This is a genomic window from Streptomyces sp. NPDC107550 (assembly GCF_055639095.1).
Window position 1 is genome coordinate 18,128 of sequence record NZ_JBVKBC010000036.1, and the last position, 26,216, is coordinate 44,343.

Consider the following 26,216-nt stretch of genomic DNA (forward strand, 5'->3'; position numbering starts at 1 on the left):
GCGCGGGGGGAAGCGAGGGGAGCGGGCGGCGCGCGCCGCCGGCCCCCGTCGAAGGCGTCGACGGGGGCCGGCGGCGGGACGCGGGCGTGGCTCAGCCGACCTGGGCGGGCACCAGCAGCGCGTTGACGGTGTCGATCAGCGCGCGCGGGGTCTTGGCGTCGGTCAGCGTGTCGTCGTCGAGGGTGACGCCGAACTCGCGCTCGATGCGGCCGCCGGTCTCCAGCATCGCCAGGGACTCGTAGCCGAGCGACTCGAAGTCAGTGTCGATGATGTCCCCGTCGAGGTCGACGCTCTCGTCCGCGCCGGCCCCCTCGCGCAGGATGCGCTTGAGATCGTCGAGGGTGAACTCATGTGTGGCCATGGGGGAGTTGTCCTTTCGTTGCTTCGTTGCTTCGTTGCTGCGATGGGGGGTACGTGCGAACCGTGATCCGAAGGAAGGTCCTAGGGTCTTTCCTTCGGGTCAGGCCGGATCAGGGAGCGGGCTCTGGTGCCGTGCATCGCAAGGCGGAGGAGGGCGTCATGGCGGAGCCATGGCAACCGACGACAACGCCGCGAGGTGCGGTGCCAGGGCCCGCGACCCCGGCATGATCCGAAGGACAGGCCCTAGTCGGCCGCGCGGACCACGACCGCCGAGTTGAAGCCGCCGTGGCCGCGGGCGAGCACCAGCGCGGAGCGCACCGTGGCGGGCCGCTCCTGGCCGACGACCAGGTCGAGGCCGTGCTCGGGTGCCGGGGTGACGCCGACGGACGGCGGGATCACCCCGTCCCGCATGGCGAGGAACGCGGCGGCCAGGTCCAGCGGGGCCGCCCCCGAGTACAGCCGCCCGGTCATCGTCTTGGGCGCCGTGACCGGCACCGCCCCGGCCCCGAACACGTCGTTGACCGCCGCGGCCTCGGTCCGGTCGAGCTCGGGGACGGCGGCCGCGTCGGCGAACACCACGTCGATCTCTTCCGGCGCCGCCCCGGCGTCGGCCAGCGCCAGGTCGATCGCCTTGCGCAGCCCCGCCGGACGCCCACTGCCGGGCCGGGGGTCGAGCGTGGACCCGTATCCGGCGATCTCGCCGTACACGTGCCGCGCGCCCCGGGCCCGCGCCTGCTCCAGCTCCTCGAGGACGAGCAGCGCGCCGCCCTCGCCGGAGACATGGCCGCGCGCCCCCGCGTCGAAGGGCAGATAGGCCCGCTCCGGATCGGCGGACGTGCTCAGCCGCCCGCTCGCCATCTGGGCGACCCAGCCCCACGGGCAGATCGAGGCGTCCACGGCCCCCGACATCACCAGCCGGGTGCCCTTGCGGATCTGGCGGCGCGCCTGGGCGACCGCGTCGAGACCGCCGGCCTGGTCGCTGACGACCACACCGCTCGGACCCCGCATGCCGTTACGGATGGAGATCTGGCCGCTGTTGACCGCGTAGAACCAGGCGAACGACTGGTACGCGCTGACGTACCGGCTCCCCTGGCTCCACAGCGCCTGCAACTCGCGCTGACCGAACTCGAATCCGCCCGACGAACTGGCCGTGATCACACCCATCTCGAACTCGGGCAGCTCCTCGGGGCGCACCGCGGCGTCCTCGAACGCCCAGTCCGCGGCCACGAGTGCGAGCTGAGTCATCCGGTCGGTCTGCGGCAGCAGCCGGCCCGGCAGATGCTCCTTCGCGTCGAACTCCCCGATCTCCCCGGCCAGTTGGGCGGGGTACCCGTCGGGGGCGAAACGGGAGACACGGCCGATGCCGCTCACCCCCTTGCGGGTCGCCGTCCAGTACGCCTCCGTGCCGAGGCCGTTGGGGGCGACCACGCCGAGGCCGGTGACGGCGACCCGTACGCGAGAGCTGCTCACGCCGCCCTCCGCTCGGGCCGGGCGAGCACCATCGCGCTCTGGAAACCGCCGAAGCCGCTGCCCACGGAGAGCACGGTGTCGGTGCGCCAGTCCCGCGCGGTACGCGGTACGTAGTCGAGGTCGCACTCGGGGTCGGGGGTGTGCAGATTGGCGGTCGGCGGCACCACGTCGTTCTCCATCGCCAGGACGCTCGCCGCGATCTCGATCGAGCCGATCGCGCCCAGGGAGTGCCCCACCATCGACTTGATGGAACTGACCGGCACGGCGTACGCGTGCGCGCCGAGGCTGCGCTTGAACGCGGCGGTCTCGTGCCGGTCGTTCTGCTTGGTGCCCGAGCCGTGCGCGTTGACGTAGTCGACGGCCTCCGGAGCGAGCCGGGCCTCGTCGAGGGCGACGCGGATCGCCTCGGCCATCTCCCGGCCGTCGGGGCGCAGGCCCGTCATGTGGAATGCGTTGCTGCGCGTCGCGTACCCGGCGATCTCCGCGTACACATGGGCGCCGCGCCGCCGGGCGCTCTCCAGCTCCTCCAGGACGAAGACCGCCGAACCCTCGCCGAGCACGAAGCCGTTGCGCGTCCCGTCGAAGGGGCGGGAGGCGTGCTCCGGGTCGTCGTTGCGGGAGGTGGTGGCCTTGATCGCGTCGAAGCAGGCCACGGTGATCGGTGAGATCGGGGCGTCCGCCGCGCCGGCCACCATGACGTCGGCCGACCCCTCGCGGATCAGCTCGGCGGCGTAGCCCACGGCGTCGAGGCCCGAGGTGCAGCCGGTGGAGACCACGGTGGTGGGGCCTTCGGCGCCCACCGCCCAGGCCACCTCGGCGGCGAAGGAACTGGGCACCATGTAGTCGTACAGATGCGGGACCGCGTACGTGTGGTCGACCAGTTCGAGTCGTCCGCTGTCGCTGACGGTCCGGTACTCCTCGTCGAGCCCCATCGTCGCGCCGACCGCGCTGCCGATGGTCACGCCGGTCCGGTGCGGGTCCAGGGCGTCGAACGCGAGCCCGCTGTCCGCGACCGCCTCGCGCGCGGTGACCACGGCGAACTGCGCGGCCCGGTCCATGCGCCGGATCTCTTGGGCGCCGAGGCCCATCAGTTCGGCGTCGAAGTCGACCTCGGCGGCGACCTGCGAGCGGAACGGCGCCGGGTCGAAGAAGCTGATGCGGCGGGTCGCGGTGCGCCCGTCGGCCAGCAGGCTCCAGAAGTCCTTGGCGCCGACGCCGCCCGGCGCGGTCACGCCGAGGCCGGTGATCACGACCCGCCTGCCCCCCGCCCCGCTCATCGGGCGGTCCAGTGGTAGAAGCGCTGCGCCATGGCGTCGGCGGGGGAGCGCCAGGTGGCGGGGTCGTAGGCGGTGATGAAGGGCTTGAGGTCGTCGCTGATGCCGACGAACCGCGGGTCCGTACGCGCCTGCTGTATGCGCTCGCCGCCGTCCTCGGAGTCGAAGTCCTGGAGATGGAAGTAGAGGCCCCGGTAGGCGAAGAGCTGCCGGCGCCGCGTGCCCATCAGGTCCGGCATGTCCGTGCCGTCGAACTCGCCGAAGAGGCGGGCGACGTCGGCGGCCGACTGCGATTCCATCCGGGCCACGATCAGTGTGCTGTGCATACGTCTCTCCTTGTCAGGCCTGCTGTATCCGGGACGGGCCGAACCAGCGCTCCAGTGCCATGGGCAGGTCGTGGTGGCTGCCCGGCGCGGCCCAGGCCACGTGGCCGTCCGGGCGGACCAGCACCGCCGACGTGCCCGAGAGCGGGCTGCCGTCCTGCACGCCGTGCGGCTCCGCGGTGACGAGGTCCACGCGGTCCGACCAGCCGGCCGCGCGCTCGCGCAGGACGGCGTTGTCCTCCAGGTCGAGCAGCACGCCCCGCCCCGCGCGCAGCAGTTCGGTGCTGTTGGTCTTGCGCCGGTCGCCGACCAGTTCCAGGTGCGGCATCCGCAGCCCCAGCAGGGGGTGGCGGCCGGGGCCGACGTCGTAGCGGATCTCCAGTCCGCTGACCATGCCGGCGAGGTGGCGGCTGACCTCCTCGTACCGGATCAGCTCCGCCAGCACGTCGCGCAGCGGCTGGACCTCGTCGCCGCTGAGGAAGAGCAGGCCCTGCGCCCGGGTGTTCATCATCAGCCGCTCGCCCACCGCGTGCCGTTCGCCGTGGTAGGTGTCGAGCAGGGTCTCGGGCGCGGTGGCGCGGACCACGGCGGCCAGCTTCCAGCCGAGGTTCAGGGCGTCCTGGATGCCGGTGTTCATGCCCTGGCCGCCCGCCGGGAGGTGGATGTGCGCGGCGTCGCCGGCGAGCAGCACCCGGCCGCGCCGGTACTCGGTGGCGAGCCGGGTCGCGTCGCCGAACGCGCTGACCCACTCGTGCTCGGCGTGCGAGATGTCGATGCCGGTGATCCGCTGCCAGGCCGCGGCCACCTCGGCGTACGCGGGCGGCTCGGTGCGCCGGCGGGCGGGCGTGCCGCGTTCGCAGACGATGATGCGGGTGACCCCGCGGTCGCCGAGCGGGCCGCACATGACCATGCCGCCGGAGTACGTCTCGCCGATCAGCCGGGGCTTCAGGTCGACGCCCTTGATGTCCGCCAGGAACATCTCCATCGTCGCCGCGGTGCCGGGGAAGTCGAACCCGGCGGCCTTGCGTACGGTGCTGCGGCCGCCGTCGCAGCCCACGAGGTAGGAAGCCGTCAGCCGGGTCTCCTCGCCGTCGGGACCGCGCACCTCGACCTCGACATGGTCGCCGTGATCGCGCAGGGTGATCAGCTCGTGGCCGCGCCGCAGGTCCGCGCCCAGCTCGCGCACCCAGCCTTCGAGCATGGTCTCGGTGTCGGACTGCGGCACGGTCTTGGCCGCCTGGTGGATGCTGTCGAGGACGCCGAAGTTCACCGGCAGCCCGCCGAAGTGGCCGGCGTTGCTGGTGCCCATGTCGCCGAAGCGGTGCAGCAGCCCGCGCTGGTCGAAGACCTCCATCGTCCGGGTCGTGAAGCCGAGGCCGCGGGACTCACCGGTGCGCTCCCGGAGCCGGTCCAGCACGATGACGTCGACTCCCGCGAGCCGTAGCTCCCCGGCGAGCATGAGTCCCGTGGGACCCGCGCCGGCGACGATGACGGAAGCGTCCATGGATGTGTCCTCCGGGCGTCGAAAGGGTGGGAACGACGAAGCGGCACACCGGAATATGACTTCGGTGCGCCGCTTCAAGCTTTTCCGCGATGACGTCCGTGCCGGGTGAGCGGCACAGTTCTGCGGAAGCTAATGAGAAGCTTCTTCGGAATCCCGGCGGATGTCAATACCCGTATTCCAGTACAACGACATGCTTGAGTCAGAACCTTGTTAAATCACGAATTCACGCCAGTGCCGAAAAAGGCCCCACCGGGGCTGGTCCGCCCTGGTGGAGCCGTGAGTGCGAGGTTGTCGTGGCGCCCGTCAGGCGCGGGTTCTGGCCGACGCGTGGACATCCTGCTCGTGGTAGTAGGTCCGGCCGCCCACCGCGCGGCGGCGCCACCGGTCCTCGCTGGCGCGCCGGTAGACGCTGCCCGGCGCGACGCCCCACAGCGCCGCGATGTCCCGGGCGCTCATCCAGCGCACCGCGGACCGCGCGGGCTCAGGCTCGGGCCGTCCGTCGCGCCGCAGCCACTCCTGCCCGGACCAGCGGTGCGCGGGCTCCGCGTCGCAGGAGACCTCGACCTCGGGCCCGGCGCCGCCGGTCCTGACGGCCGCCGTGAGCGTGCCGGCACAGCCCGGCGCGACGCAGTCGCCGACCGGGACACGGCGCCTGGGAGCCGGGTCGATGACCCGGCGGGCCGCGCGGACACACCGCGCCACCTCGACGGACAACTCACCGGCGGCCCGGTGCGTGTGCAGCCAGGCGCCGTGCAGCAGCAGGAAGTCCGCGATCCGCGCCGGGCTGTCCCCGGGGGCGCCGACGCGCCGCTCCTCGACCACCAGCGCGGCCCATGAGCGCAGCGTCCCGGTGATCGCCGAACGGGCCTCGGAGGCCGCCGTGTTGAAGGGCAGCCCCGGCATGGAGCCACCGCCGGAGGTCCGGTCGCGGGGGCGGTCCGCGCCGGTGAGCAACTGCCCGCACTCCTCGTGCAGACGCGGCAGCCGCCGCAGGTCGTGGGTGAGCCGGAGCCGGCAGTTCGGGCAGAGCCGGCTGCCGGCGACGGCCAGCTCCGGGGTCCGTCCGGCGGCGGCGCTGCGCCGGCAGGCGGCGCCCTCGCACTCCGTCGGTCCCATGGTCGTCGTACGGTCGGTATGCGTGTCGTCCTTGAATCCGTGCGTCATTTCCCCCACCGCTTCTCAGTGCGGCGAATCTATTTCCTGGATTCAACGACGGACAAGCGAAGGCCCGCTACATGTAATTTCTCTGTAGCGGGCCTTCGCTTTTCCGGACGGGCTTGTCCTCGTGATGTCGTCGCGGGCGGAAGCGGCGGTTCCCGCCGCCGGGGCCGCCTCAGATCGCCAGGCGCGCGGCGATGCCGTCGAGGACGGCGTCGAGGCCGGCCTCGAACTGCCACTGCGGGTCGTCCTTGCGCCGGGCCTCGGTCATGTAGCGCGCGTACATCGGGTACCGGCCGGTGTCCATCAGCCAGGACATCTGGGAGGCGAGCCCGGCGCGCGCCTCCTCGCGGTTGGACCAGCCGCGCACGCGCAGCATCTGCGTGAGCCCGATCTCCGAGTCCACCGCGCCGTGCACATACGACATGAGCGTGTTGTAGACCGCCATGGCGTCGTCCGCGTCGAGGCCGAGGCCGTCGAGCGCGGCGAGGCCGGCCTCGGTCACGGCCAGCTGGTTCGGGGTCGGCGCGCACCATGTCGCCCGCGTCACCCACGAGTGCCGCAGCAGGACCTCCCTTATGCGCACGGCGACCGACCGCAGACTCGTGCGCCAGTCCTCCTCGGCGTCCGGCAGCTCCAGCTCCGCGTAGACGAAGTCGACCATCAGCTCAAGGAGTTCGTCCTTGCCGGTGACATAGCGGTAGGCGGCCATGGGGGCGACGCCCAGCTCGGTGGCGAGGCGGCGCATGGTGACCGCGTCGAGGCCCTCCGCGTCCGCGATGGCGACGGCGGCCTTGGCGATCCGCAGGGGGGCCAGGACCGTGCGCGGGGTGGGCGCCGGCCGCTCCAGCCGCTCCCACACGGAGACGTGGTCCTTGCCGTCGCTCGCTGCTTGTCTCTCCCGGGCGGTCATCGCTTCGGTTTCCTTCCGACGGACAGTGCTGTGTACATCGTATCAGGAGTAGACAACGTACACCCGGCTGTGTACGTTGTACGAGAAAGAGATACGGCGTACACAAACGAGGAGCCCCCCATGGCCGACGCGACGGACGAGACCCTGCGCATCGCGGTGATCATCGGCAGCACCCGGGACGGGCGGTTCGGCCCGGTCGTCGCGGACTGGATCACCGGACACATCAATGAGCGCGAGGACATGGAGGCCGACGTGATCGACCTCGTCGACACGCCCCTGCCCACCGTCTTCCCGGCGTTCGGGCAGCCCCCCAGCGACGAGGTCGTCTCCCTGCTCGGCGCGGTCACCCCGCGCCTGGCCGACGCCGACGCCTTCGTGATCGTCACGCCCGAGTACAACCACAGCTTCCCCGCGCCCCTGAAGAACGCCATCGACTGGCACAACGAGCAGTGGCACGCCAAGCCGGTCGGCTTCGTCTCCTACGGCGGCATCGCCGGCGGCCTGCGCGCCGTCGAACAGCTCCGTGTCGTCCTCGCCGAGGTGCACGCGGTCACGATCCGCAACACCGTCAGCTTCCACAACTACGGCGAACTCTTCGGCGCCGACGGCAAGCCGAGCGACCCCGCGAGCGATGTCGCGGCCAAGGCCATGCTCGACCAGCTCACCTGGTGGGGCCAGTCCCTGCGCGCCGCCCGGCAGGCCCGCCCCTACGCCGTCTGACATCCCTCCACTCGTGCCCTGGGGGCAGCGATGAACGACCCCGCAACCGACACTCCCGCACCCGACCGGCCCGGCCTGCCCCGCCTCGGCGTCTTCGGGCTGATGCTCAGCATCTTCCTGGCGACCCTCGACGGACAGCTCGTCAGCACGGCGCTCCCCACGATCGTCGGCGACCTCGGCGGCCTCGAACACTTCTCGTGGGCGGTGACCGCCTACCTGCTCACCATGGCCGCGTCCACCCCCGTGTGGGGCAAGCTCGGGGACCTGTACGGGCGCAAGGGCGCCTGCCTCAGCTCCGTCACCCTGTTCCTGGTCGGCACGGTCGCGTGCGGCCTCGCGCAGAGCATGGGGCAACTCATCGCGTTCCGCGGCCTCCAGGGCCTCGGCGCGGGCGGCCTGATGGTCGGCGCGCTCTCGGTCATCGGCGTGGTCGTGCCCGCGCAGGACCGCGGCCGCATCCAGTCGATGGTCGGCGTCATGATGCCGGTCGCGTTCGTCGGCGGCCCCCTGCTCGGCGGGTTCATCACCGACTACATGAGCTGGCGCTGGGCGTTCTACGTCAACGTGCCCATCGGACTCGCCGCGCTCCTGGCGATCACCAAGGGCGTCCGGCTGCCCCCCGCCCGCGTCACGGGCCGCATCGACTGGCTCGGCACGGCCCTGCTCACCACCGGCATCCTGGCCCTCACCCTCCTCGCGGGCTGGGCCGGCACCACCTACGCGTGGACGTCCTGGCAGATCGCCGTCCTCGCCGTGGTCGTGGTCCTCGCCCTGGCCTGGTTCGTACGCGTGGAACTGCGCGCCGCCGAACCCGTCACGCCGCCCCGGCTGTTCGCCCGCCGGGACTTCACCCTCGCCCAGATCCTCAGCTTCCTCGCCGGCGCGGTCCTCTTCTCCGTCGTCAACTACCTTCCGCAGTACATGCAGTTCGTCCAGGGCTCGTCGTCCACGGCCAGCGGCCTGCTCATCCTGCCGCTCATGTTCGGCATGCTGACGGCCCAGCTGGCGACCGGGCGGCTCATGGACCGCGGCGGCATGGACCGCGTCGTGGCGCTCGCCGGCGGCGGGACCGCCCTCGCCGGCGCGCTGGTGCTGCTCCTGCTCGGCACCGACACCCCGCTCGCCGCGGCCTCCGCGTACACCCTGGTCATCGGGGTGGGGATCGGCGCGCTGATCCAGGCCACCATGGTCGCCACCATGAACAACGCGGACCTGCGCGACATGGGCGCGGCCACCGGCACCGTCACCCTGGTGCGCACCATCGGCGGCTCCCTCGGCGTCGCCCTGCTCGGCGCGTTGCAGAGCAGCCGTATGAGCGAGGTGCTGACCGAGCGTCTTGGCTCCGCCGCGCAGCAGCGGCTCACCGCGGGCGGCGCGCTCACCCCGGCGCAGCTGAAGGACATGACGGCCGCCACCCGTGACGCGGTCAAGGACGCCGTCAGCAGCGGTCTGCACGGCGTACTGCTCGGCGCGGCCGTCGTGTCCGCGCTCGCGTTCGGGGCGGCCTGGTTCGTCCGCGCGACGCCGCCCCTGATCCCGGCCCCCGCGGGACCGCCGGACATCGGGACCGAAACCGAGGCCGGGAAGGACTCCGCCCGCGCCGCCTCGACCGAGGCCGGGAAGGACTCCGCCCGCGCCTCTTCGGGGGACTGAGCGCGGCCCCGCTCCGCCTCGCCCCCGCCCACCCAAGCAGCCGGCCGCACGACACATCCCCCGTCGCCGTGCGGCCGGCCCCTATCCGAAGGCGAACACCGATGCCCAAGTACTCCGTCGACCGTGCCAGGGACGTCCTGGACCGTCCGTTCTCCCTGGGAGGTCTCACCCTGCCCAACCGGGTCGTGATGGCCCCGATGACCCGCGAGTTCTCGCCCGGGGGAGTGCCCGGCGAGGACGTCGCCCGGTACTACGCCCGGCGGGCGGCGGCCGGGGTCGGCCTGATCATCACCGAGGGCACCTACGTCGGCCACGACTCGGCGGGCAGCAGCGACCGCGTCCCCCGGTTCCACGGCGACGAGGCGCTGGCCGGCTGGGCGGCCGTCGCCGAGGCCGTCCACGAGGCGGGCGGCCGGATCATGCCGCAGCTCTGGCACGTCGGCATGGAGCGCGCGGCGGGCGCCCCGCCGGTCCCCGACGCCCCCCGGGTCGGCCCCTCGGGCATCGCCCTGGACGGCTCGCAGTCGGGCAAGGAGATGAACCAGGCGGACATCGACAACGTCGTCGCCGCCTACGCCACCGCCGCCGCGGCCGCCGAGTCGCTGGGCTTCGACGGGATAGAGATCCACGCCGGACACGGCTATCTCATCGACCAGTTCCTGTGGGCCTTCACCAACCGGCGCACCGACGCCTACGGCGGTGACATCGCCGGCCGCACCCGCTTCGCCGCCCAGATCGTCGCCGCCTGCCGCGACAGCGTCTCGGAGGACTTCCCGATCTCCTTCCGGTTCTCCCAGTGGAAGCTGAACCACTACCAGGCGCGGGTCGCCGAGACCCCGCAGGAACTCCAGACCATGCTGGGGCTCCTGGTCGACGCGGGCGCCGACGCCTTCCACTGCTCCACCCGGCGCTTCCACCTCCCCGAGTTCGAGGGCTTCGACCTCAACCTCGCGGGCTGGGCCAAGAAGCTCTCCGGCAAGCCGGCCATCAGCGTCGGCTCGGTGGGCCTGAGCAACGAGTTCCTGGACGTGTTCCAGGGGGCGCAGGCCGCGGTCACCGACATCGGCGAGCTGCTCGACCGCATGGAGCGCGACGAGTTCGACCTCGTGGCGGTCGGCCGGGCGCTGCTCGGGGACCCGGAGTGGCTGCGCAAGGTCCTCGGCGGGCAGGTCGACGCCCTCACCCCGTTCGACAGGACCCGGCTCGGCAGCCTCCACTGAGGCCGCAGGCCCGGCCGCGTACGTGAGGCGGCGGCTCCGCTCCGTCCGACGCGCGGCCCCGGGCCACGGTCACATGAGCGTCAGTTGGGTCGGTTCGGCCGGCCGGGGCGCGCCGCGCTGCTCGGGGACGCGCGGCGCGCGGAACCCCGCTGCCCGCGAGGGCCCGATGCCGAACTCCTCCGCCAGCTCGTGCACCTGGCGGGTCACCCGGCGCTGGTACCACTTCGGCGCGTAGGCCCCCTCCGCGTACAGCCGCTCGTACCGGCGTACGAGGTGGGGGTGGGTGCGCGCGAGCCAGCTCATGAACCACTCGCGCGCCCGGCCGCAGATGCAGCACGAGCGGCGTCACCGAGGTCGCCCCGGCGCGCGCGACGGCCGCCACGGTCGCCCGCAGTTGCTCGGGGCGGTCGCCGAGGAAGGGGATCACCGGAGCCATCAGCACCCCGCACCCGATGCCCGCGTCGCTCAGGGCCCGTACGACGTCGAGGCGGCGCTCGGGGGCGGGGGTGCCCGGCTCGACCGTGCGCCACAGCTCCTGGTCGACGAAGCCGACCGACACGGAGATCCCGACATCGGTGACGTCGGCGGCCTGCCGCAGCAGATCGAGGTCGCGCAGGATCAGGGTGCCCTTGGTGAGGATGCTGAACGGGTTCGCGTAGTCGCGCAGCGCCTCGATGATGCCGGGCATCAGCCGGTAGCGGCCCTCGGCCCGCTGGTAGCAGTCGACGTTGGTGCCCATGGCGATGTGCTCGCCGTGCCAGCGCCGGGAGCCGAGGTGGGCGCGGAGCAGGCTCGGCGCGTTCACCTTCACCACGATCTGGCTGTCGAAGCCGAGGCCGGTGTCGAGGTCGAGGTAGCGGTGGGTGTTGCGGGCGAAGCAGTACACGCACGCGTGCGTGCAGCCCCGGTAGGGGTTGACGGTCCACTCGAACGGCATGCGGGACGCGCCCGGCACCCGGTTGACGATCGAGCGGGCCCGGATCTCGTGGAACGTCACGCCACGGAACTCGGGCGTGTCGATGGTGCGGCGCACCACCGCGTCGGCCCCGAACAGCGCGGCGTCGGCGGCCCGGCCGTGTTCGACCCGGTCGTCGGTCGGGGCCGTGGGGCCCGTGGGGTCCGTGAGGTTCTCCCAGCGCATGACGCCTCCTCGCTAGCACTGGACCCAGAATAGAACAGATGTTCCCTTGATCGTGCGCGCCCGTTCCCGGGACCCCGGATTTGGAGGCCGCACCCGGGGGTGGTTGGCTTGGCGCAGCCCCGGGGCGGCGCCCGCGCGTGACGAAGGCGATCTCCGCAGGCGGACCCCTGAAGAACCAAGTGCTGGAGGAAGAGTCATGGCGCAGGTCGAGGCCACCACGGAGCGGGTCGTCGCCGCGAAGCCGGACGATGTGTTCGACGCCCTCGCCGACTACAGCGGAACGCGCGCGAAGCTGCTGCCCGAGCACTTCAGCGAGTACGAGGTCCGCGAGGGCGGCGACGGCGAGGGCACCCTCGTCCACTGGAAGCTCCAGGCCACCAGCAAGCGCGTACGCGACTGCCTCCTCGACGTCACCGAGCCCACCGACGGCGAGCTGGTAGAGAAGGACCGCAACTCCTCGATGGTCACCACCTGGCGCGTCACCCCCGCCGGCGAGGGCCGCTCCCGCGTCGTCGTGACGACCGTGTGGAACGGCGCGGGCGGCATCGGCGGCTTCTTCGAGAAGACGTTCGCCCCCAAGGGCCTCGGCCGCATCTACGACGCCGTCCTCGCCAACCTCGCCGCCGAGGTCGAGAAGTAGCCGACGCGAGGCCGAGAAGTAGCCGACCCGGGGTCGAGAAGTAGCCGACGCGGAGGGCGACTTCACCCGCGAAGGCACCGGCGCCCGCCCCGCGAGAGCGGGTCGGGCGCTCACCGTTTCGAGTGGTTCTTGTTTCGCTCCCGTTGTACGCCGTAGGGCTCCTACCGGCGCATACGTCACTTCTGCCCGCCCCCGGCGCACGCCGTCTCGCTTGCCCCCTGTTGTCGCGTAATGCGAGAAATGGGCGGCGCAAGTGCGACGAGGGGAGCAGCAGGTGGGCACGACGACACTGGTGACCGAGGCCGTCGGGGAGCGGGTGAGCGCCCCGCAGCCGCGACCGGTGGACGCCCCGCCCGAGCCGCACCCCGCCGGAGGGGCCCCGGACCCGGCCGCCCGGCCCGCGCACGGACTGAGCCCGAGCCGGGTGCGGATGGTCTTCGTCGGCCTCATGCTCGCGCTGCTGCTCGCCGCGCTGGAGCAGATGATCGTCGCCACCGCGCTGCCGAAGATCGTCGGCGAGCTGCACGGCCTCGACAAGATGTCCTGGGCGATCACCGCCTACCTGCTGACCTCCACGATCGGCCTGCCGATCTACGGCAAACTCGGCGACCTCTTCGGCCGCAAGGGCGTCTTCCTCTTCGCCATCGTCGTCTTCGTCATCGGCTCAGGACTCGCCGGGCGCGCCCAGAGCATGGACCAGCTCATCGCGTTCCGCGCCGTCCAGGGCGTCGGCGCGGGCGGACTCATGATCGGCGTCCAGGCGATCATCGGCGACATCGTGCCGCCCCGCGAACGCGGCCGCTACATGGGGCTGATCGGCGCCGCGTTCGGCCTCGCCTCCGTCGCGGGCCCGCTGCTCGGCGGCTACTTCACCGACCACCTGTCCTGGCGCTGGTGCTTCTACATCAACGTCCCCTTCGGCCTGCTCACCCTCGCCGTGACCGCCGTCGTCCTCAAACTCCCGAAGCCCGCAACCAAGCCCCGACTCGACGTGCCCGGCGCCCTGTTGCTCGCCGGGGCCTCCACCTGCCTGGTCCTGCTGACCAGTTGGGGCGGCACCGAGTACGCGTGGGGCGACCGCGTCATCATCGGGCTCGGCGCCGGGGCGCTCGCCTGCGCCGCCCTGTTCGTCGTCGCCGAGAAGTACGCGGCCGAACCCCTCATCCCGCTCCGGCTGTTCCGCGACTCCGTGTTCAACCTCAGCGGGCTCATCGGTATGGTCGTCGGCGTCGCCCTGTTCGGCGCGGCCAGCTATCTGCCGACCTTCCTCCAGATGGTCGAGGGCGCCAGCGCCACCGAGTCCGGGCTGATGATGCTCCCCATGATGGGCGGCGTCGTCCTCGCCTCCGTCGCCTCCGGCCAGCTCATCAGCCACACCGGCCGCTACAAGGTCTTCCCCGTCATCGGCGGTGCCCTGTCCACCCTCGGCATGTACCTCCTGTCCCGCCTGGAGGTCGACACCCCGCGCCTGGAGTACAGCGCCTATATGGCGGTCCTCGGCGCCGGCATCGGCCTGATCATGCCGGTGCTCGTGCTCGCCGTGCAGAACTCCGTGCGCCCCGCCGACCTCGGCACCGCCACCAGCGCCAACAACTACTTCCGGCAGATCGGCGGCAGCGTCGGCGCCGCGATCTTCGGCACCCTCTTCGCGAACCGGCTCGCGGACGCCCTCGCCGAGCGGCTGCCCGCCGCCGGGGCGGGCGCCGGGCTGCCCGACGGCAAGTCCATCACCCCGCAGCTCGTGCACGCGCTCCCCGCGGCCCTGCGCACGCCCATCATCCAGGCGTACGCCGACGCCATGCCGCGCATCTTCCTCTACCTGGTCCCGGTCCTCGTCCTCGGACTGGTCCTCGCCTTCTTCCTCAAGGAGACACCCCTGTTGTCCAGCGCCGCCCCCTCCCCGTCGTCCGAGCAGCCCCTCGTCGTCCCGGCGCAGGAGCGGATCGGCTCCCTTCCGCACACCGCCGCCGGCGTCCCCGTCTGCGGCACCGTCCAGCACTCCGACGGCTCCGCCGTGCCGCGCGCCGCCCTCACTCTCATCGACGTCGGCGGTACGCAGGTCGGGCGTGGCGCCAGCGGTGACGACGGGCGGTACGCGCTGTCGACGCCCGGCGCGGGCTCGTACGTGCTCATCGCCGCCGCCGGCGGACACCAGCCGCAGGCCGTCACGGTGACCGTGGGGGAGCGGCCCGTCGAGCTGGACGTCGTGCTCGGTGGCGCGGGGCGGCTCGCCGGGAGCGTGCTCACCGCGGACGGGACGCCGGTGCGGGACGCGACGGTCACCCTCACCAACGTGCACGGGGAGGTCGTCGCGGCGACCCGCAGTGGGCGTGAAGGGGGCTATGTCATCACGGAGTTGGTCGCCGGGGAGTACACCCTCGCCGCGAGCGCACCCGCGTACCGGCCCGCCGCGCTGCCCGTGACCGTCATGGCCTCGCGTGAGACGCGGCAGGATGTCGAGCTGGCCGGCGGGGCGGTGTTGCGGGGGACCGTGCGGGCGGGGGGCGGGCGGGTCGTCGAGGATGCGCGGGTCACGCTCCTGGACGCCGCCGGGAATGTGGTGGATACGCTCACCACGGGGGCTGACGGGACGTTTCGCTTCGTCGATCTGTCGTCGGGGGAGTACACGGTGATCGCCGCGGGGTATCCGCCGGTGGCTACGGTGCTTCAGGTTGCCGGGGGCGGGCGGACGGAACGGGACCTTCAACTCGGCCACGAGGACTGACCCGGCGTTTCCCGGCGCCGCCGAGGTGAGTGCCCCTTCGGGCGAGTTCTTCATCTGACGGTCGCGTCGTGGTTGCTCGCGCAGTTCCCCGCGCCCCTGATGGAGCGGGGCTTCGCCCCTGCTCCCCCAGGGGAGGAGGTGGCGACGTAGTCGCCCCTCCAGGGGCGCGGGGAACTGCGCGACCAGCCACGATGCACCCGCAGAGAACAACGCACGGTCGTGCCCCGACAGGATCGCGGGGAACTGCGCGAGAAGCCCCACCCACCCGCAGGTGAACGGGATACCCAAAGGCGCACGGAGCGGGTTGTCAAGCGGGGGAGGGAAGATTGGGGAATCGGGGATCGCGGGGCGGACCGACCCGTACCGTGGGAACGGCGGCACGGACACCCCGCCCGCCGAAGGGAAGGAACGCGGCGATGCACGGCACCGGTCAACCCCCGCACGCCCGCGTCCCCCTGGCCGTCATCGTCGTGGACGCCGACTCCCGCGTATCCCACTGGAGCACCGGCGCCCGCCGCCTCTTCGGCCCGTCCCGGGAGGCCGCCGTGGGCCGCCCCGCAGCCGACCTCCTGCCCGTGGGAGGCGCCCTCCCCGACCCGGCCCCCGGAGCGGACGGGGGCGACGACCCCGGGATCTCCGGGCCGCAAGACCCCCTGGACGCCCGCACGGCCTACGGCTACCCCGTATCAGGCCGCGCCCGCCTGGACACCAGCACCGTCCCCAGCGACCGCATCGACGTCCTGTGGTGGGCGTACCCCCTCGTCGGCCCCGGCCCCGAGCGCCTGCTCGTCCTGGCCGCCGACACCCGCCCCCTGTGCTCCGAACCCGGCCCCCGCGGCGACCGCATCGCCCCCGGTTTCGCGCTGCACACCGACTTCCCCGGCGCGGACGAACTGGCCGGGGCCCTCCCCGAGATTTTGCCCAGCATGAGCGTGCGCGAGAGCGCGCGGATCGTCTCGCAGGTCCTCGAACTCGGCTACCCCGTCATCGAGTTCAGCGACTACGAGCGCGTCCCGGTCACCGCCGACTGGGGCGTGGCCCGCCGCGCGCAGCGCAGGGAGCGCCGGGCCGCGGCGGCCAGAGCGGCGGCGGCCGGCATCCCCGTACCCCGGGAAGCGGACGAGGACGCCGAAGACCTGGAGTACGCGGCGGTCCGCGAGCGGCTGGAGTTCCTGAACGAGGTGAGCGGGCGCATCGGCACCTCCCTCGACCTCGCCCGGACCGTCGTGGAGGTCAGCCGCGCGGCCGTGCCCCGCTTCACCGACGTCGCCGGCACCTATCTGCGCGAGCAGGTCGTCGCGGGCGAGGGCTTCCCCGAGGGCGCGCCGGACGCCACGACGATGTGGCACCGCGTGGCGCTGGAGCACACCGACGAACCGGGCCGCTGGGACGACGTGGTGCCGGTCGGCGAGTCGATGCCGTTCCCCGTGCACACGCCGTTCTTCCAGTGCATGACGAGCGGCGAGCCGGTGCTCGTGCCGTACATCTCCCCGGAGATGGGCGACAAGATCGCCTCGCAGTTCGAGAAGCGGGACATCCGGCCGCTGATCACCCACCGCTCGATGCTGGTCGTACCGCTGAAAGCACGTAACGTCGTGCTCGGGTTCATGATCCTGCTGCGCCACCGGGAGCGGCCCGTCTTCAACGACATGGACCGCGTCACCGGCGCCGAACTCGCCGCGCGCGCCGGGCTGGTGCTCGACAACGCCCGCATGTACACGCACCAGGAAGCCGTCGCCGAGACGCTCCAGGACAGCATGCTCCCGCGTATCGAACCGAGGCTGCGCGGCTGCGAGATAGCCACCCGCTATCTGCCCGGCACGCTCCTCGGCCGGGTCGGCGGCGACTGGTTCGACTCCGTCGAGCTGCCCGGGGCCCGTACCGCGCTCGTCGTCGGTGACGTGATGGGCCACGGCCTCAACTCGGCGGCGATGATGGGCCAGTTGCGGACAGCGGTGCAGACGATGGCCGCGCTCGACCTGCCGCCCGCACAACTCCTGCGCAATCTCGACGACTTGGCGCAGCGCCTCGGCGAGCACTACCTCGCCACCTGCCTGTACGCGGTCTACGACCCGATCGCCGGTGAACTCCACCTGGCCAACGCGGGACACATCCCGCCCGTCGTCGTACGCGCCGCCGACGGCCGCAGCGACCTGCTCGACCTGCCCACGGGCGCCCCCATCGGCGTCGGCGGCGTGCCCTTCGAGTCCGTACGGGTGCCCGTCGCGCCCGGCGACCGGCTCGTGATGTGCACCGACGGCCTCGTCGAGATGCGCGGCGAGGACATCGGCGTCGGCCTCGCCACCCTCTGCGCGTCCGCCGCGCACCCGGCCGCGTCCATGGACGACGCCTGCGACACCATCATCCGCACCCTCGCACGGCGCGGCGGCCGCAAGGACGACGTGGCGCTGCTGATGGTGCGCATGAGCGGCATCGCGGCCGACGACGTCGCGCAGTGGAGCCTCGACGCGCACCCGCGCGAGGCGTCCCGGGCGCGCGCTCTCGTCCGCGACCAGCTCGCGCTGTGGGGGCTCGCGCACCTGGAGTACGCGGCGGAACTCGCCGCGGGGGAACTCGTCGCCAACGCGCTCCGGCACGCGCCCGGCGGCCCGGTGCGGCTGCGGCTGGTGCGCGCGCGGACCCTGCTGTGCGAGGTGGAGGACGGCGAGCACACCCTGCCGACGCTGCTCGGCACGGGCCCCGGCGACGAGCGCGGGCGCGGACTGCGCGTCGTCGACCGGCTGACGCGACGGTGGGGCACGAGCCGTACCGCGCGTGGCAAGACCGTCTGGTTCGAGCTGACCGCCGACCGCTCCCGCTGACCTCCCGCCCCCGGCCTGCGTCCGGCCCCGGCCCGCCCCCGGCCCGCGTCCGAACAGGGCGTGAAGGTGTCGGGGGCGTTCTTGCCCGTGGCCTGTGCACGCGGTAGACCGAGGGAGCACATGCGCCGAGTCCGCCGAGCGCCCCCGGGAGGGTCCATGAGCGTGTCCGACCGCTACAGGAAGGCGTGGGAGGGCTTCTGGCAGGACGCCCCCGACGAGCGCGGCGGTGTCTTCTGGGACGCGGAGCCCGCCGTCACCGCCGCCCGCCATCTCGCCCTGTTCGAACCGCTGTTGGAGGCGCCGACGCTGCCCCTCGTGGACCTCGGCTGCGGCAACGGCACCCAGACCCGCTATCTCGCCGACCGCTTCCCCAAGGTCGTCGGCGCCGATCTGTCGGCCGCCGCGCTCGACCGCGCCCGCGCCGCCGACCCGGCCGAACAGGCCGAGTACCGGGCCCTCGACGTCACCGACCGCGACCAAGTGGCTCTGCTGCACGCCGAGTTGGGGGACGTCAATGTCTACATGCGGGGCGTGCTGCATCAGAGCGAGCCCGAGGACCGGCAGGCGGTGCTCGACGCCGTCGCCGCCCTCCTCGGCGCGCGCGGGCGCGGCTGCCTCGTCGAGCCGTCGCAGCGGTCGCGGGAGGTGCTGCACGGGCTCGTCGGCGGTCCCGAGGGCCCGCCCCCGAAGGTCGCCTCCGTCCTCGCGCACGGCATCGCGCCCGGCGAGGTCAGCGACAGCGCCGTCACCGAGCATGTCGCCGCCGCCGGCCTGACCGTACTCGCCGCCGGTGACATGCCGCTGGCGACGACCGAGACCGCGCACGACGGCGGACGTGTCGAACTGCCCTCCCTCTGGCTCGTCGTCGGCCGCACCCCCTGACCGCCGCGCGCCGTACCCCCGACCGCGCGCCGCACCCTGACCGCGCGCCGCCCCCGCGCTCCCGGGCGCGCCCCCCTCTGACGAGGGACGATCCGCCCGGGAGCGCCATCATTGGTCTAGACGCCTGAGAGTTATCCACAGCCCTGGTGGCGTGCGGCCCGATCCGCGTACGGTGCTGGCCATGAAGATCCTCATCAGCGCCGACATGGAGGGCGCCACCGGCGTGACCTGGCCGGCCGACGTGCTCCCCGGCACCCCGCAGTGGGAGCGGTGCCGCGCCCTGTTCACCTCCGACGTGAACGCGGCGGTGCAGGGCTTCTTCGACGGCGGCGCCGACGAGGTCCTCGTCAACGAGGCCCACTGGACCATGCGCAATCTGCTGCTGGAGCGGCTCGACGACCGCGTCGAGATGCTGACCGGCCGGCACAAGTCGCTGTCCATGGTCGAAGGCGTCCAGCACGGCGACGTCGACGGCATCGCCTTCGTCGGCTACCACGCGGGCGCGGGCATGGAGGGCGTCCTCGCCCACACCTACCTGGCGAACCAGATCACGGGCGTGTGGGTCAACGACGTACGGGCCAGCGAGGGCCTGCTCAACGCGCATGTGGTCGCCGAGTACGGGGTGCCCGTCGTCCTCGTCACCGGCGACGACCACGCCTGCGACGACGCCCTCGGCTACGCGCCGCAGGCCCGCAAGGTCGCCGTCAAGGACCACGTCTCGCGGTACGCGGCGGTCTGCCGCACACCCGCCCGCACCGCCGCCGACATCCGCGCAGCCGCCAAGGACTCCATGGAGCTGGCCGGGCGCGGGGAGCCGGTGCGGAGCGGGCCGTTCACCGTCGAGGTCGAGTTCGACGCCGAGCACCTGGCCATGGCGGCGACGGTGGTGCCCGGGGTCCGGCGCACCGGCGAACGTAGGATCGCGTACACGCACGAGACCATGTACGACGGCATCCGCACCTTCAAGGCGGTCACCACGATCGCCTCGGCCGCGGTGGAGGAACAGTATGGCTGAGCGTCTTCTCACGGCGACCGCGACCGAGGGCCACTGGGACGCCCCGCACGTGGACGGCCAGGCCCTCGACGAGGTCGTCGCCTTCACCTCCGAGCTGATCCGCTTCGACACCACCAACCGGGGCGGCGGCGACTGCCGGGAGCGGCCCGCCGCCGAGTACGCGGCGGCCAGGCTCGCCGAGGCCGGACTCGACCCGGTGATCCTGGAGCGCACCCCCGGCCGGGGCAACGTGGTGGCGCGGATCGCCGGCACCGACCCCGGCGCCGACGCGCTCCTCGTCCACGGCCACCTCGACGTCGTACCGGCCGAGGCCGCCGACTGGAGCGTCGACCCGTTCTCCGGCGAGGTCCGCGACGGCGTCGTGTGGGGCCGGGGCGCCGTCGACATGAAGAACATGGACGCGATGATCCTCGCCACGGTCCGCCAGTGGGCCCGCGTCGGCTACCGGCCGCGCCGGGACATCGTGATCGCCTTCACCGCCGACGAGGAGGCCAGCGCCGAGGACGGCTCCGGGTTCCTCGCCGACCGGCACGCCGACCTCTTCGAGGGCTGCACCGAGGGCATCAGCGAGTCCGGCGCCTTCACCTTCCACGACGGCTCCGGCAAGCAGATCTACCCCATCGCCGCGGGCGAGCGCGGGACCGGCTGGCTGAAGCTGACCGCGCGCGGCAAGGCCGGCCACGGCTCCAAGGTCAACGGGCAGAACGCGGTCAGCAGGCTCGCCGCCGCCGTCTCCCGCATCGGCGCGCACCAGTGGCCCCTGCGGCTGACGCCCACGGTCAGCGCGGCCCTCACCGAACTCGCCGCGCTGTACGGCATCGACGCCGACGTGGACGCGCCCGGCTTCGACGTGGACGCGCTGCTCGCCGCGCTCGGCCCGGCCGCCGACCTCGTCGCGCCGACCGTCCGCAACAGCAGCAACCCCACGATGCTCTCCGCCGGCTACAAGATCAACGTGATCCCCGGCGAGGCCACCGCGCACGTGGACGGGCGCTATCTGCCCGGCTACGAGGACGAGTTCCGCGCGACCCTCGACGAACTGACGGGCCCGGACGTGGACTGGGACTTCCACCACCACGAGGTCGCGCTCCAGGCGCCGGTCGACTCGCCGACGTTCGCCAAGATGCGCGCCGCCGTCGAGGCGTTCGCGCCCGAGGGGCACACCGTCCCGTACTGCATGTCGGGCGGCACCGACGCCAAGCAGTTCTCCCGGCTCGGCATCACCGGCTACGGCTTCGCCCCGCTCAAGCTCCCCGAGGGCTTCGACTACCAGGCACTCTTCCACGGCGTGGACGAGCGGGTGCCGGTGGAGGCACTGCACTTCGGCGTCCGCGTGCTGGACCGCTTCCTGCGCTCGGCATGACGTACGCCCGGATCGGACGCGACACGGACTGGGAAAAGATGACAGACGCGCGGAACATGGGGGGCACAGTGGCCACGGCGTCCATGGGGGGCGGGGACGAGATGGTGCAGACGCGGGCGTACGGGTCCTGGCCGTCGCCGATCGACGCACGGCTCGCCGCCGCGCACGACGGTCAGCCCGAGTACGTCGGATTCGTCGGCGACGAGGCGTGGTGGACCGAGCCGCGCCCCGCCGAAGCGGGCCGTCGTGCCCTCGTGCGGCGCACCGCCGAGGGCACCGAGCAGGTCGTGCTGCCGGCGCCGTGGAACGTGCGCAGCCGCGTCATCGAGTACGGCGGCCGCCCCTGGGCCGGCGTGGAGCGCCCCGAGGGCCCGCTCGTCGTCTTCGTCGACTTCTCCGACCAGCGGTTGTACGCGTACGAGCCCGACGCCCCGGGCGGCGCGCCCCGGCCCCTGACCCCGCTCGGCACGGCCGGCGGCGGACTGCGCTGGGCCGACCCGCGCCTCCACCTCGACCGGGGCGAGGTGTGGTGCGTCCTGGAGGAGTACACCGGTGAGGGCCCCGGCGACGTACGGCGCGTCGTCGCGGCCGTCCCCCTCGACGGCTCCGCCGCCGACGACCGCGCCGCCGTACGCGAACTGACCCACGAAGCCCACCGGTTCGTCACCGCCGCGCGCCTGTCGCCGGACGGGCGGCGCGCCGCGTGGATCGCGTGGGACCACCCGCGCATGCCGTGGGACGGTACGGAACTGCTGCTCGCGGAGGTCCGCGCCGACGGCACGTTCGGCCCCGCGCGGCCGGTCGCGGGCGGCAGCGAGGTCTCCGTCTGCCAGGCCGAGTGGGCCCACGACGGCACCCTCCTGTACGCCGACGACCGCACCGGCTGGTGGAACCTGTACCGGCTCGACGTGCGCGGCGACGGCCCCGGGCAGCCTGCTGCGGCGCGGCCCCTGGGCGCGCGGGAGGAGGAGTTCGGCGGGCCGATGTGGAAGATCGGCCTGACCTGGTTCATGCCGCTGGAAGCGGGCCTCGTCGCCGTCGTGCACGGCGTCGGCTCCACCGCCCTCGGCATCCTCGACCCCGAGACCGGCGAGGTCGTCGACACGGCCGGGCCCTGGACCGAGTGGTCCTCCACCCTCGCCGTGCACGGCACCCGCGTCGTCGGCGTCGCGGCCAGCCCCCGCAGCGCCGCCGAGGTCGTCGAGCTGGACACCTGTACCGGCCGCACCCGCGTCATCGGCGCCGCGCACAGCGACCCCGTCGACCCGGCGTACTACCCGGAACCGCAGATCCGCACGTTCGCCGGGCCCGACGGGCGGGACGTCCACGCCCACATCTACCCGCCGCACAGCCCCACGCACGCCGCCCCCGACGACGAACTGCCGCCGTACGTCGTGTGGGCGCACGGCGGACCCACCGGGCACGCGCCACTCGTCCTCGACCTGGAGATCGCCTACTTCACCTCGCGCGGCATCGGCGTCGCCGAGGTCAACTACGGAGGCTCCACCGGGTACGGGCGCGCGTACCGCAACCGGCTGCGCGAACAGTGGGGCGTCGTCGACGTCGAGGACTGCGCCGCCGTCGCCCTCGCGCTCGCCGAGGAGGGCACCGCCGACCGCGACCGGCTCGCCATCCGGGGCGGCAGCGCCGGCGGGTGGACCAGCGCCGCGTCCCTGACCAGCACCGACGTCTACGCGTGCGGCACGATCATCTATCCGATCCTGGACCTCGCGGGCTGGGCCGAGGGCGAGACCCACGACTTCGAGTCCCGCTACCTCGAAACGCTCGTCGGGCCGCTCGCCGAGGTGCCCGCCCGGTACGCGGAGCGCTCGCCCGCCGAGCACGCCGACCGGCTCACCGTGCCGTTCCTGCTGCTCCAGGGCCTCGACGACGTGATCTGCCCGCCCGTCCAGTGCGAGCGGTTCCTCGCGCGGGTCGAGAGCGAGGGGCGGCGAGTGCCGCACGCCTACATCGCGTTCGAGGGCGAGGGGCACGGGTTCCGGCGCGCGGACACCATGGTCCGCGCCCTGGAGGCCGAACTGTCCCTGTACGCCCAGGTGTTCGGGCTCGAACCGGGCGGTGTCCCGGTGCTGGAGCTGACCAAGTGAAGCCGCTGACACGGCCGGAGCGGCTGGCGGCCGGAGCCCGGGTCGCCGTCGTCGCGCCCAGCGGGCCCGTGCCCGAGGACCGCCTCGCCGCCGGGCTCGACATCCTGTGCGGCTGGGACCTCGATCCGGTCGTCATGCCCCATGTGCTGGACGTGCACGGGGAGTTCGACTACCTCGCGGGGCGGGACGCGGACCGTGCGGCCGACCTCCAGGCCGCCTGGTGCGATCCCGCCGTCGACGCCGTGCTGTGCGCGCGGGGCGGGTACGGGGCGCAGCGCATGGTCGAGCTGGTCGACTGGGACGCGATGCGCGCGGCGCGGCCGAAGCCGTTCGTGGGGTACAGCGACATCACCGCGCTGCACGAGGCGTTCGCGTCACGGGTCGGGGTCGTCACCCTGCACGGGCCGATGGTCGCCGCCGCGGACTTCCTGAAGACGGCGCGGGCGCAGGAACATCTGCGGGCGACGCTGTTCGCGCCGGAGACGGTACGGGTGATCACGGGCGGGCCCGGGTGCGGGGCGCTCGTGCCCGGGGTCGCGCGCGGGGTGACCGTGGGCGGGTGCCTGTCGCTGCTCGCGGCGGAGGCGGGGACGCGGGGGGCGCGGAGTTCCGCGCGCGGGGGGCTGCTGTGTCTGGAGGACGTGGGGGAGGAGACGTACCGGATCGACCGGTATCTGACGCAGTTGGAGCGGGCGGGGTACCTGGACGGGGTCGCCGGGGTGCTGCTGGGGTCCTGGGCGGAGTGTGAGCCGGTGCGGGGGCTTTTCGCCGAGCGGTTCGGGGGGCTCGGGGTGCCGGTGGTGGAGGAGTTCGGGTTCGGGCATGGTGCCGGGGCGGTGACACTGCCGTTCGGGGTGGCGGGGGTTTTGGATGCGGGGGCGGGGGTGCTGGCCTTCGACGAGCCGGCGCTCAGCTGATCGGGCGGGTCGTTCTCGTCACCGGGGCGGTGGGGTGCGGGCCGGCCCATGCCTAGGTGCGCGGTTCCTCGCGCCCCTGAGGGGGGGGTGCCCCCGGGGGTAGGTCGTTCGTCTGCGGCTGCGTAGTGGCTGGTCGCGCAGTTCCCCGCGCCCCTGACGGGGCGGTGCCCCTGGGCGTGGTCGTTCACCTGCGGGCCGGTGGGGCTGATCGCGCAGTTCCCCGCGCCCCTGGAGGCGGGGCTTCGCCCCTGCCTCCCCAGATGGAGGTAGCGCACGAAGTGCGCACCGAAGGGGCGCGGGGAACTGCGCGATCAGCCACGACGAGAGCCGAGGAGGTCCACCGGGCGGGACCGCCCACTCACCTCAGGGGCGCGGGGAACTGCGCGATCAGCCACGACGAGAGCCGAGGAGGTCCACCGGGCGGGACCACCCACTCACCTCAGGGGCGCGGGGAACTGCGCGAGACGCCCCACCCACCGTTGGACAACGAACCACGGGCAGGCCCACTCACCCAGGGGCGCGGGGAACTGTGCGGGCGGCTACTACGGACCCGCACACGAGGAACCGGCGCCAAGAGGCACACGACCGCTCACCCGGACGGAGGTCCTGGCGTGCCGGCCCGCGCAGCGCCCCGCATGCTGAAAGGCCACGCACGGACCGAAGGAAAGGGCACCGGATGAGCCCGAAGGACACCGCCAGCTCATCGAGAAGCGGCAGCTCCAGCGCCGTCACCCCGGCCAGGATCGGCGTCCTGATCCTCGCCGTGCTCGCCCTCGTGTTCATCTTCGAGAACACCCGCCAGGTCAAGATCCGGCTGCTGATCCCCGAGGTCTCCATGCCGCTCTACCTCGCCCTCGCCGCCGTCTTCGTCATCGGCGGCATCTGCGGCGGCTACGTCATGGGCAGGCGCCGCAAGTAACACCCGTACGGAGCCATAGGGTGGCCGCATGGCTGACTACCTGGCCGTGGGCCCGCGCGTGGCGATCAGGCCGTTCGCCCTCGACGACGCCGAGGAGTTCACGGCCCGCGCCCGCGAGAGCACCGGCCTCCACCGCCCCTGGCTGTTCCCGCCGCAGACCCCGCAGGCGTACGCCGCCTACGCGAGCCGCCTGATCGAGGACCCCACCAAGCACGGCTTCCTCGTCTGCGCCCGCGACACCGGAGCCATCGCCGGGTTCATCAACATCAACAACATCGTGCAGGGCGGCTTCCGCTGCGGCGCCCTCGGCTACGGCGCATTCGCCCACGCCGCCGGACACGGCTACATGTCGGAGGGCCTCGGCCTCGTCGTCGCGTACGCCTTCGGGCCGCTCGGCCTGCACCGCCTGGAGATCAACGCCCAGCCCGCGAACACCGCGTCACTCGCGCTCGCCCGCCGCGCCGGCTTCCGCCTGGAGGGCTACTCGCCCGACTTCCTGTTCATCGACGGCGCCTGGCGCGACCACGAACGCTGGGCGCTCACCAGCGAGATGGTCAGCGCCCGGACCGCCCCGCCTTCCGGTTGACCTTCATCGTGTCCATGTCCGTCACCGTCGAGCGCAGCGCCCCGTGCCCGTACCCGCGCTCCGCGAGATACGCCTCGGCGCGCTCCTCGGCGAGCGCCGCCGCCATCTCGTCGCCGTCCTCGGGGTCGGACTCGACGACGTACCGCATGGAGAACGCCTTGAGGGAACGGTCGTAGGCGAGCGAACCCTCCGGCCCGAACCGCATCCCCGCGATGCCCTCGTGCGCGGCCACCTCCGCCAGCAGCCGCTCCCGCGCCGCGTCGGTCAGGGCCTCGAATGTGCCGCGGACGATCACTCGATAGGTGTGGCTGTCGGCCATGGGGGGCGTGCTCCTCGTACGTGTCGCTCGGAAACCGCCAGCGTACGACGGCCGCCGCGCGCGGCCCACCGGGTTTCCGCGTGGCGGGCGGTGCGGGCTTTTGCGTAATCCTGACCGGGGAGAGCCCTGGTCAGGGCGGCGGTCAGCCTGTTCCATGGTCATCGGGGCGGGTCCGCCCCCTGGC

Annotated in this window: 21 protein-coding genes and 1 pseudogene; 13 read left to right on the forward strand and 9 right to left on the reverse strand. The window is 73.0% G+C overall.

Annotated features, from left to right (window positions below):
- Window positions 1-91: 91 nt before the first annotated feature.
- The 7 genes from ACZ7LY_RS30210 to ACZ7LY_RS30240 form a co-directional block, all read right to left on the reverse strand.
- Entirely contained in the window at window positions 92-361 is a 270-nt protein-coding gene (locus ACZ7LY_RS30210; protein WP_471627914.1) for an acyl carrier protein, read from the reverse strand.
- A gap of 242 nt (window positions 362-603) precedes the next feature.
- Window positions 604-1,830 carry a ketosynthase chain-length factor gene (locus tag ACZ7LY_RS30215; RefSeq protein WP_471627915.1) on the reverse strand — a complete coding sequence of 409 codons (1,227 nt, stop codon included), beginning with the start codon at window positions 1,828-1,830 and terminating at the stop codon, window positions 604-606.
- Window positions 1,827-3,107, reverse strand: coding sequence for a beta-ketoacyl-[acyl-carrier-protein] synthase family protein (locus tag ACZ7LY_RS30220; RefSeq protein ID WP_471627916.1), 1,281 nt, complete (start codon window positions 3,105-3,107; stop codon window positions 1,827-1,829). The genes ACZ7LY_RS30215 and ACZ7LY_RS30220 overlap by 4 nt, the downstream gene beginning before the upstream one ends.
- A complete protein-coding gene (locus tag ACZ7LY_RS30225; RefSeq protein ID WP_471627917.1) occupies window positions 3,104-3,430 on the reverse strand; it encodes a TcmI family type II polyketide cyclase in 327 nt (108 codons plus the stop codon). The genes ACZ7LY_RS30220 and ACZ7LY_RS30225 overlap by 4 nt, the downstream gene beginning before the upstream one ends.
- A 13-nt stretch (window positions 3,431-3,443) precedes the next feature.
- A complete protein-coding gene (locus ACZ7LY_RS30230; RefSeq protein ID WP_471627918.1) occupies window positions 3,444-4,931 on the reverse strand; it encodes an FAD-dependent monooxygenase in 1,488 nt (495 codons plus the stop codon).
- Window positions 4,932-5,234: 303 nt separating this feature from the next.
- The gene (locus tag ACZ7LY_RS30235) at window positions 5,235-6,095 is read right to left on the reverse strand and encodes a hypothetical protein (protein ID WP_471627919.1); all 861 of its coding nucleotides are present in this window, start codon (window positions 6,093-6,095) and stop codon (window positions 5,235-5,237) included.
- 169 nt (window positions 6,096-6,264) lie between these two features.
- The gene (locus tag ACZ7LY_RS30240) at window positions 6,265-7,002 is read right to left on the reverse strand and encodes a TetR/AcrR family transcriptional regulator (protein ID WP_471627920.1); all 738 of its coding nucleotides are present in this window, start codon (window positions 7,000-7,002) and stop codon (window positions 6,265-6,267) included.
- 120 nt (window positions 7,003-7,122) lie between these two features.
- Here ACZ7LY_RS30240 and ACZ7LY_RS30245 point away from each other — a divergent pair, with 120 nt between their 5' ends.
- The 3 genes from ACZ7LY_RS30245 (at window position 7,123) to ACZ7LY_RS30255 (ending at window position 10,595) form a co-directional block, all read left to right on the forward strand.
- On the forward strand, window positions 7,123-7,722 hold the full coding sequence (locus tag ACZ7LY_RS30245; RefSeq protein WP_471627921.1) for an NADPH-dependent FMN reductase: 600 nt from the start codon (window positions 7,123-7,125) through the stop codon (window positions 7,720-7,722).
- Between the two features lie 30 nt (window positions 7,723-7,752).
- Window positions 7,753-9,375: an MDR family MFS transporter gene (locus ACZ7LY_RS30250; protein ID WP_471627922.1), complete on the forward strand. Its 1,623-nt coding sequence runs from the start codon at window positions 7,753-7,755 to the stop codon at window positions 9,373-9,375.
- Window positions 9,376-9,476: 101 nt separating this feature from the next.
- On the forward strand, window positions 9,477-10,595 hold the full coding sequence (locus ACZ7LY_RS30255; protein ID WP_471627923.1) for an NADH:flavin oxidoreductase: 1,119 nt from the start codon (window positions 9,477-9,479) through the stop codon (window positions 10,593-10,595).
- Between the two features lie 69 nt (window positions 10,596-10,664).
- On the opposite strand, the pseudogene ACZ7LY_RS30260 reads toward ACZ7LY_RS30255, so the two are convergent.
- A pseudogene (locus ACZ7LY_RS30260) lies at window positions 10,665-11,736 on the reverse strand (Rv2578c family radical SAM protein).
- A 196-nt stretch (window positions 11,737-11,932) separates the two neighbouring features.
- Between ACZ7LY_RS30260 and ACZ7LY_RS30265 the strand changes: the two are divergent.
- The 10 genes from ACZ7LY_RS30265 to ACZ7LY_RS30310 all read left to right on the forward strand — a co-directional run bounded on the left by ACZ7LY_RS30265 (window position 11,933) and on the right by ACZ7LY_RS30310 (window position 25,713).
- The gene (locus ACZ7LY_RS30265) at window positions 11,933-12,376 is read left to right on the forward strand and encodes an SRPBCC family protein (protein ID WP_471627924.1); all 444 of its coding nucleotides are present in this window, start codon (window positions 11,933-11,935) and stop codon (window positions 12,374-12,376) included.
- A gap of 274 nt (window positions 12,377-12,650) precedes the next feature.
- Window positions 12,651-15,101: an MFS transporter gene (locus ACZ7LY_RS30270; protein WP_471627925.1), complete on the forward strand. Its 2,451-nt coding sequence runs from the start codon at window positions 12,651-12,653 to the stop codon at window positions 15,099-15,101.
- A gap of 416 nt (window positions 15,102-15,517) precedes the next feature.
- Entirely contained in the window at window positions 15,518-17,923 is a 2,406-nt protein-coding gene (locus ACZ7LY_RS30275; protein WP_471627926.1) for an ATP-binding SpoIIE family protein phosphatase, read from the forward strand.
- Window positions 17,924-18,079: 156 nt separating this feature from the next.
- On the forward strand, window positions 18,080-18,805 hold the full coding sequence (locus tag ACZ7LY_RS30280; protein WP_471627927.1) for a class I SAM-dependent methyltransferase: 726 nt from the start codon (window positions 18,080-18,082) through the stop codon (window positions 18,803-18,805).
- Window positions 18,806-18,986: 181 nt separating this feature from the next.
- On the forward strand, window positions 18,987-19,820 hold the full coding sequence (locus ACZ7LY_RS30285) for a M55 family metallopeptidase (protein WP_471627928.1): 834 nt from the start codon (window positions 18,987-18,989) through the stop codon (window positions 19,818-19,820).
- Window positions 19,813-21,183, forward strand: a complete 1,371-nt coding sequence (locus ACZ7LY_RS30290; RefSeq protein WP_471627929.1) for a M20/M25/M40 family metallo-hydrolase — start codon at window positions 19,813-19,815, stop codon at window positions 21,181-21,183. The genes ACZ7LY_RS30285 and ACZ7LY_RS30290 overlap by 8 nt, the downstream gene beginning before the upstream one ends.
- 83 nt (window positions 21,184-21,266) lie before the next feature.
- Window positions 21,267-23,291 carry an LpqB family beta-propeller domain-containing protein gene (locus ACZ7LY_RS30295; protein ID WP_471627958.1) on the forward strand — a complete coding sequence of 675 codons (2,025 nt, stop codon included), beginning with the start codon at window positions 21,267-21,269 and terminating at the stop codon, window positions 23,289-23,291.
- The gene (locus ACZ7LY_RS30300; RefSeq protein WP_471627930.1) at window positions 23,288-24,208 is read left to right on the forward strand and encodes a S66 peptidase family protein; all 921 of its coding nucleotides are present in this window, start codon (window positions 23,288-23,290) and stop codon (window positions 24,206-24,208) included. Before ACZ7LY_RS30295 ends, ACZ7LY_RS30300 begins: the two co-directional genes overlap by 4 nt.
- 676 nt (window positions 24,209-24,884) lie before the next feature.
- Window positions 24,885-25,127: a LapA family protein gene (locus tag ACZ7LY_RS30305; protein ID WP_471627931.1), complete on the forward strand. Its 243-nt coding sequence runs from the start codon at window positions 24,885-24,887 to the stop codon at window positions 25,125-25,127.
- 28 nt (window positions 25,128-25,155) lie between these two features.
- Window positions 25,156-25,713: a GNAT family N-acetyltransferase gene (locus ACZ7LY_RS30310; protein WP_471627932.1), complete on the forward strand. Its 558-nt coding sequence runs from the start codon at window positions 25,156-25,158 to the stop codon at window positions 25,711-25,713.
- On the opposite strand, the gene ACZ7LY_RS30315 is transcribed toward ACZ7LY_RS30310, so the two are convergent.
- Entirely contained in the window at window positions 25,682-26,032 is a 351-nt protein-coding gene (locus ACZ7LY_RS30315; protein WP_471627933.1) for a DUF6204 family protein, read from the reverse strand. The genes ACZ7LY_RS30310 and ACZ7LY_RS30315 overlap by 32 nt on opposite strands.
- Window positions 26,033-26,216: the final 184 nt, after the last annotated feature.

Excerpts from the sequence above, each read along its gene's own strand:
- ACZ7LY_RS30210 (WP_471627914.1), bottom strand. The coding sequence starts at position 361 with ATGGCCACACATGAGTTCACCCTCGACGATCTCAAGCGCATCCTGCGC.
- ACZ7LY_RS30220 (WP_471627916.1), bottom strand. The coding sequence starts at position 3,107 with ATGAGCGGGGCGGGGGGCAGGCGGGTCGTGATCACCGGCCTCGGCGTG.
- ACZ7LY_RS30225 (WP_471627917.1), bottom strand. The coding sequence starts at position 3,430 with ATGCACAGCACACTGATCGTGGCCCGGATGGAATCGCAGTCGGCCGCC.
- ACZ7LY_RS30230 (WP_471627918.1), bottom strand. The coding sequence starts at position 4,931 with ATGGACGCTTCCGTCATCGTCGCCGGCGCGGGTCCCACGGGACTCATG.
- ACZ7LY_RS30235 (WP_471627919.1), bottom strand. The coding sequence starts at position 6,095 with ATGACGCACGGATTCAAGGACGACACGCATACCGACCGTACGACGACC.
- ACZ7LY_RS30240 (WP_471627920.1), bottom strand. The coding sequence starts at position 7,002 with ATGACCGCCCGGGAGAGACAAGCAGCGAGCGACGGCAAGGACCACGTC.
- ACZ7LY_RS30245 (WP_471627921.1), top strand. The coding sequence starts at position 7,123 with ATGGCCGACGCGACGGACGAGACCCTGCGCATCGCGGTGATCATCGGC.
- ACZ7LY_RS30250 (WP_471627922.1), top strand. The coding sequence starts at position 7,753 with ATGAACGACCCCGCAACCGACACTCCCGCACCCGACCGGCCCGGCCTG.
- ACZ7LY_RS30255 (WP_471627923.1), top strand. The coding sequence starts at position 9,477 with ATGCCCAAGTACTCCGTCGACCGTGCCAGGGACGTCCTGGACCGTCCG.
- ACZ7LY_RS30265 (WP_471627924.1), top strand. The coding sequence starts at position 11,933 with ATGGCGCAGGTCGAGGCCACCACGGAGCGGGTCGTCGCCGCGAAGCCG.
- ACZ7LY_RS30275 (WP_471627926.1), top strand. The coding sequence starts at position 15,518 with ATGCACGGCACCGGTCAACCCCCGCACGCCCGCGTCCCCCTGGCCGTC.
- ACZ7LY_RS30280 (WP_471627927.1), top strand. The coding sequence starts at position 18,080 with ATGAGCGTGTCCGACCGCTACAGGAAGGCGTGGGAGGGCTTCTGGCAG.
- ACZ7LY_RS30285 (WP_471627928.1), top strand. The coding sequence starts at position 18,987 with ATGAAGATCCTCATCAGCGCCGACATGGAGGGCGCCACCGGCGTGACC.
- ACZ7LY_RS30290 (WP_471627929.1), top strand. The coding sequence starts at position 19,813 with ATGGCTGAGCGTCTTCTCACGGCGACCGCGACCGAGGGCCACTGGGAC.
- ACZ7LY_RS30295 (WP_471627958.1), top strand. The coding sequence starts at position 21,267 with ATGGGGGGCGGGGACGAGATGGTGCAGACGCGGGCGTACGGGTCCTGG.
- ACZ7LY_RS30305 (WP_471627931.1), top strand. The coding sequence starts at position 24,885 with ATGAGCCCGAAGGACACCGCCAGCTCATCGAGAAGCGGCAGCTCCAGC.
- ACZ7LY_RS30310 (WP_471627932.1), top strand. The coding sequence starts at position 25,156 with ATGGCTGACTACCTGGCCGTGGGCCCGCGCGTGGCGATCAGGCCGTTC.
- ACZ7LY_RS30315 (WP_471627933.1), bottom strand. The coding sequence starts at position 26,032 with ATGGCCGACAGCCACACCTATCGAGTGATCGTCCGCGGCACATTCGAG.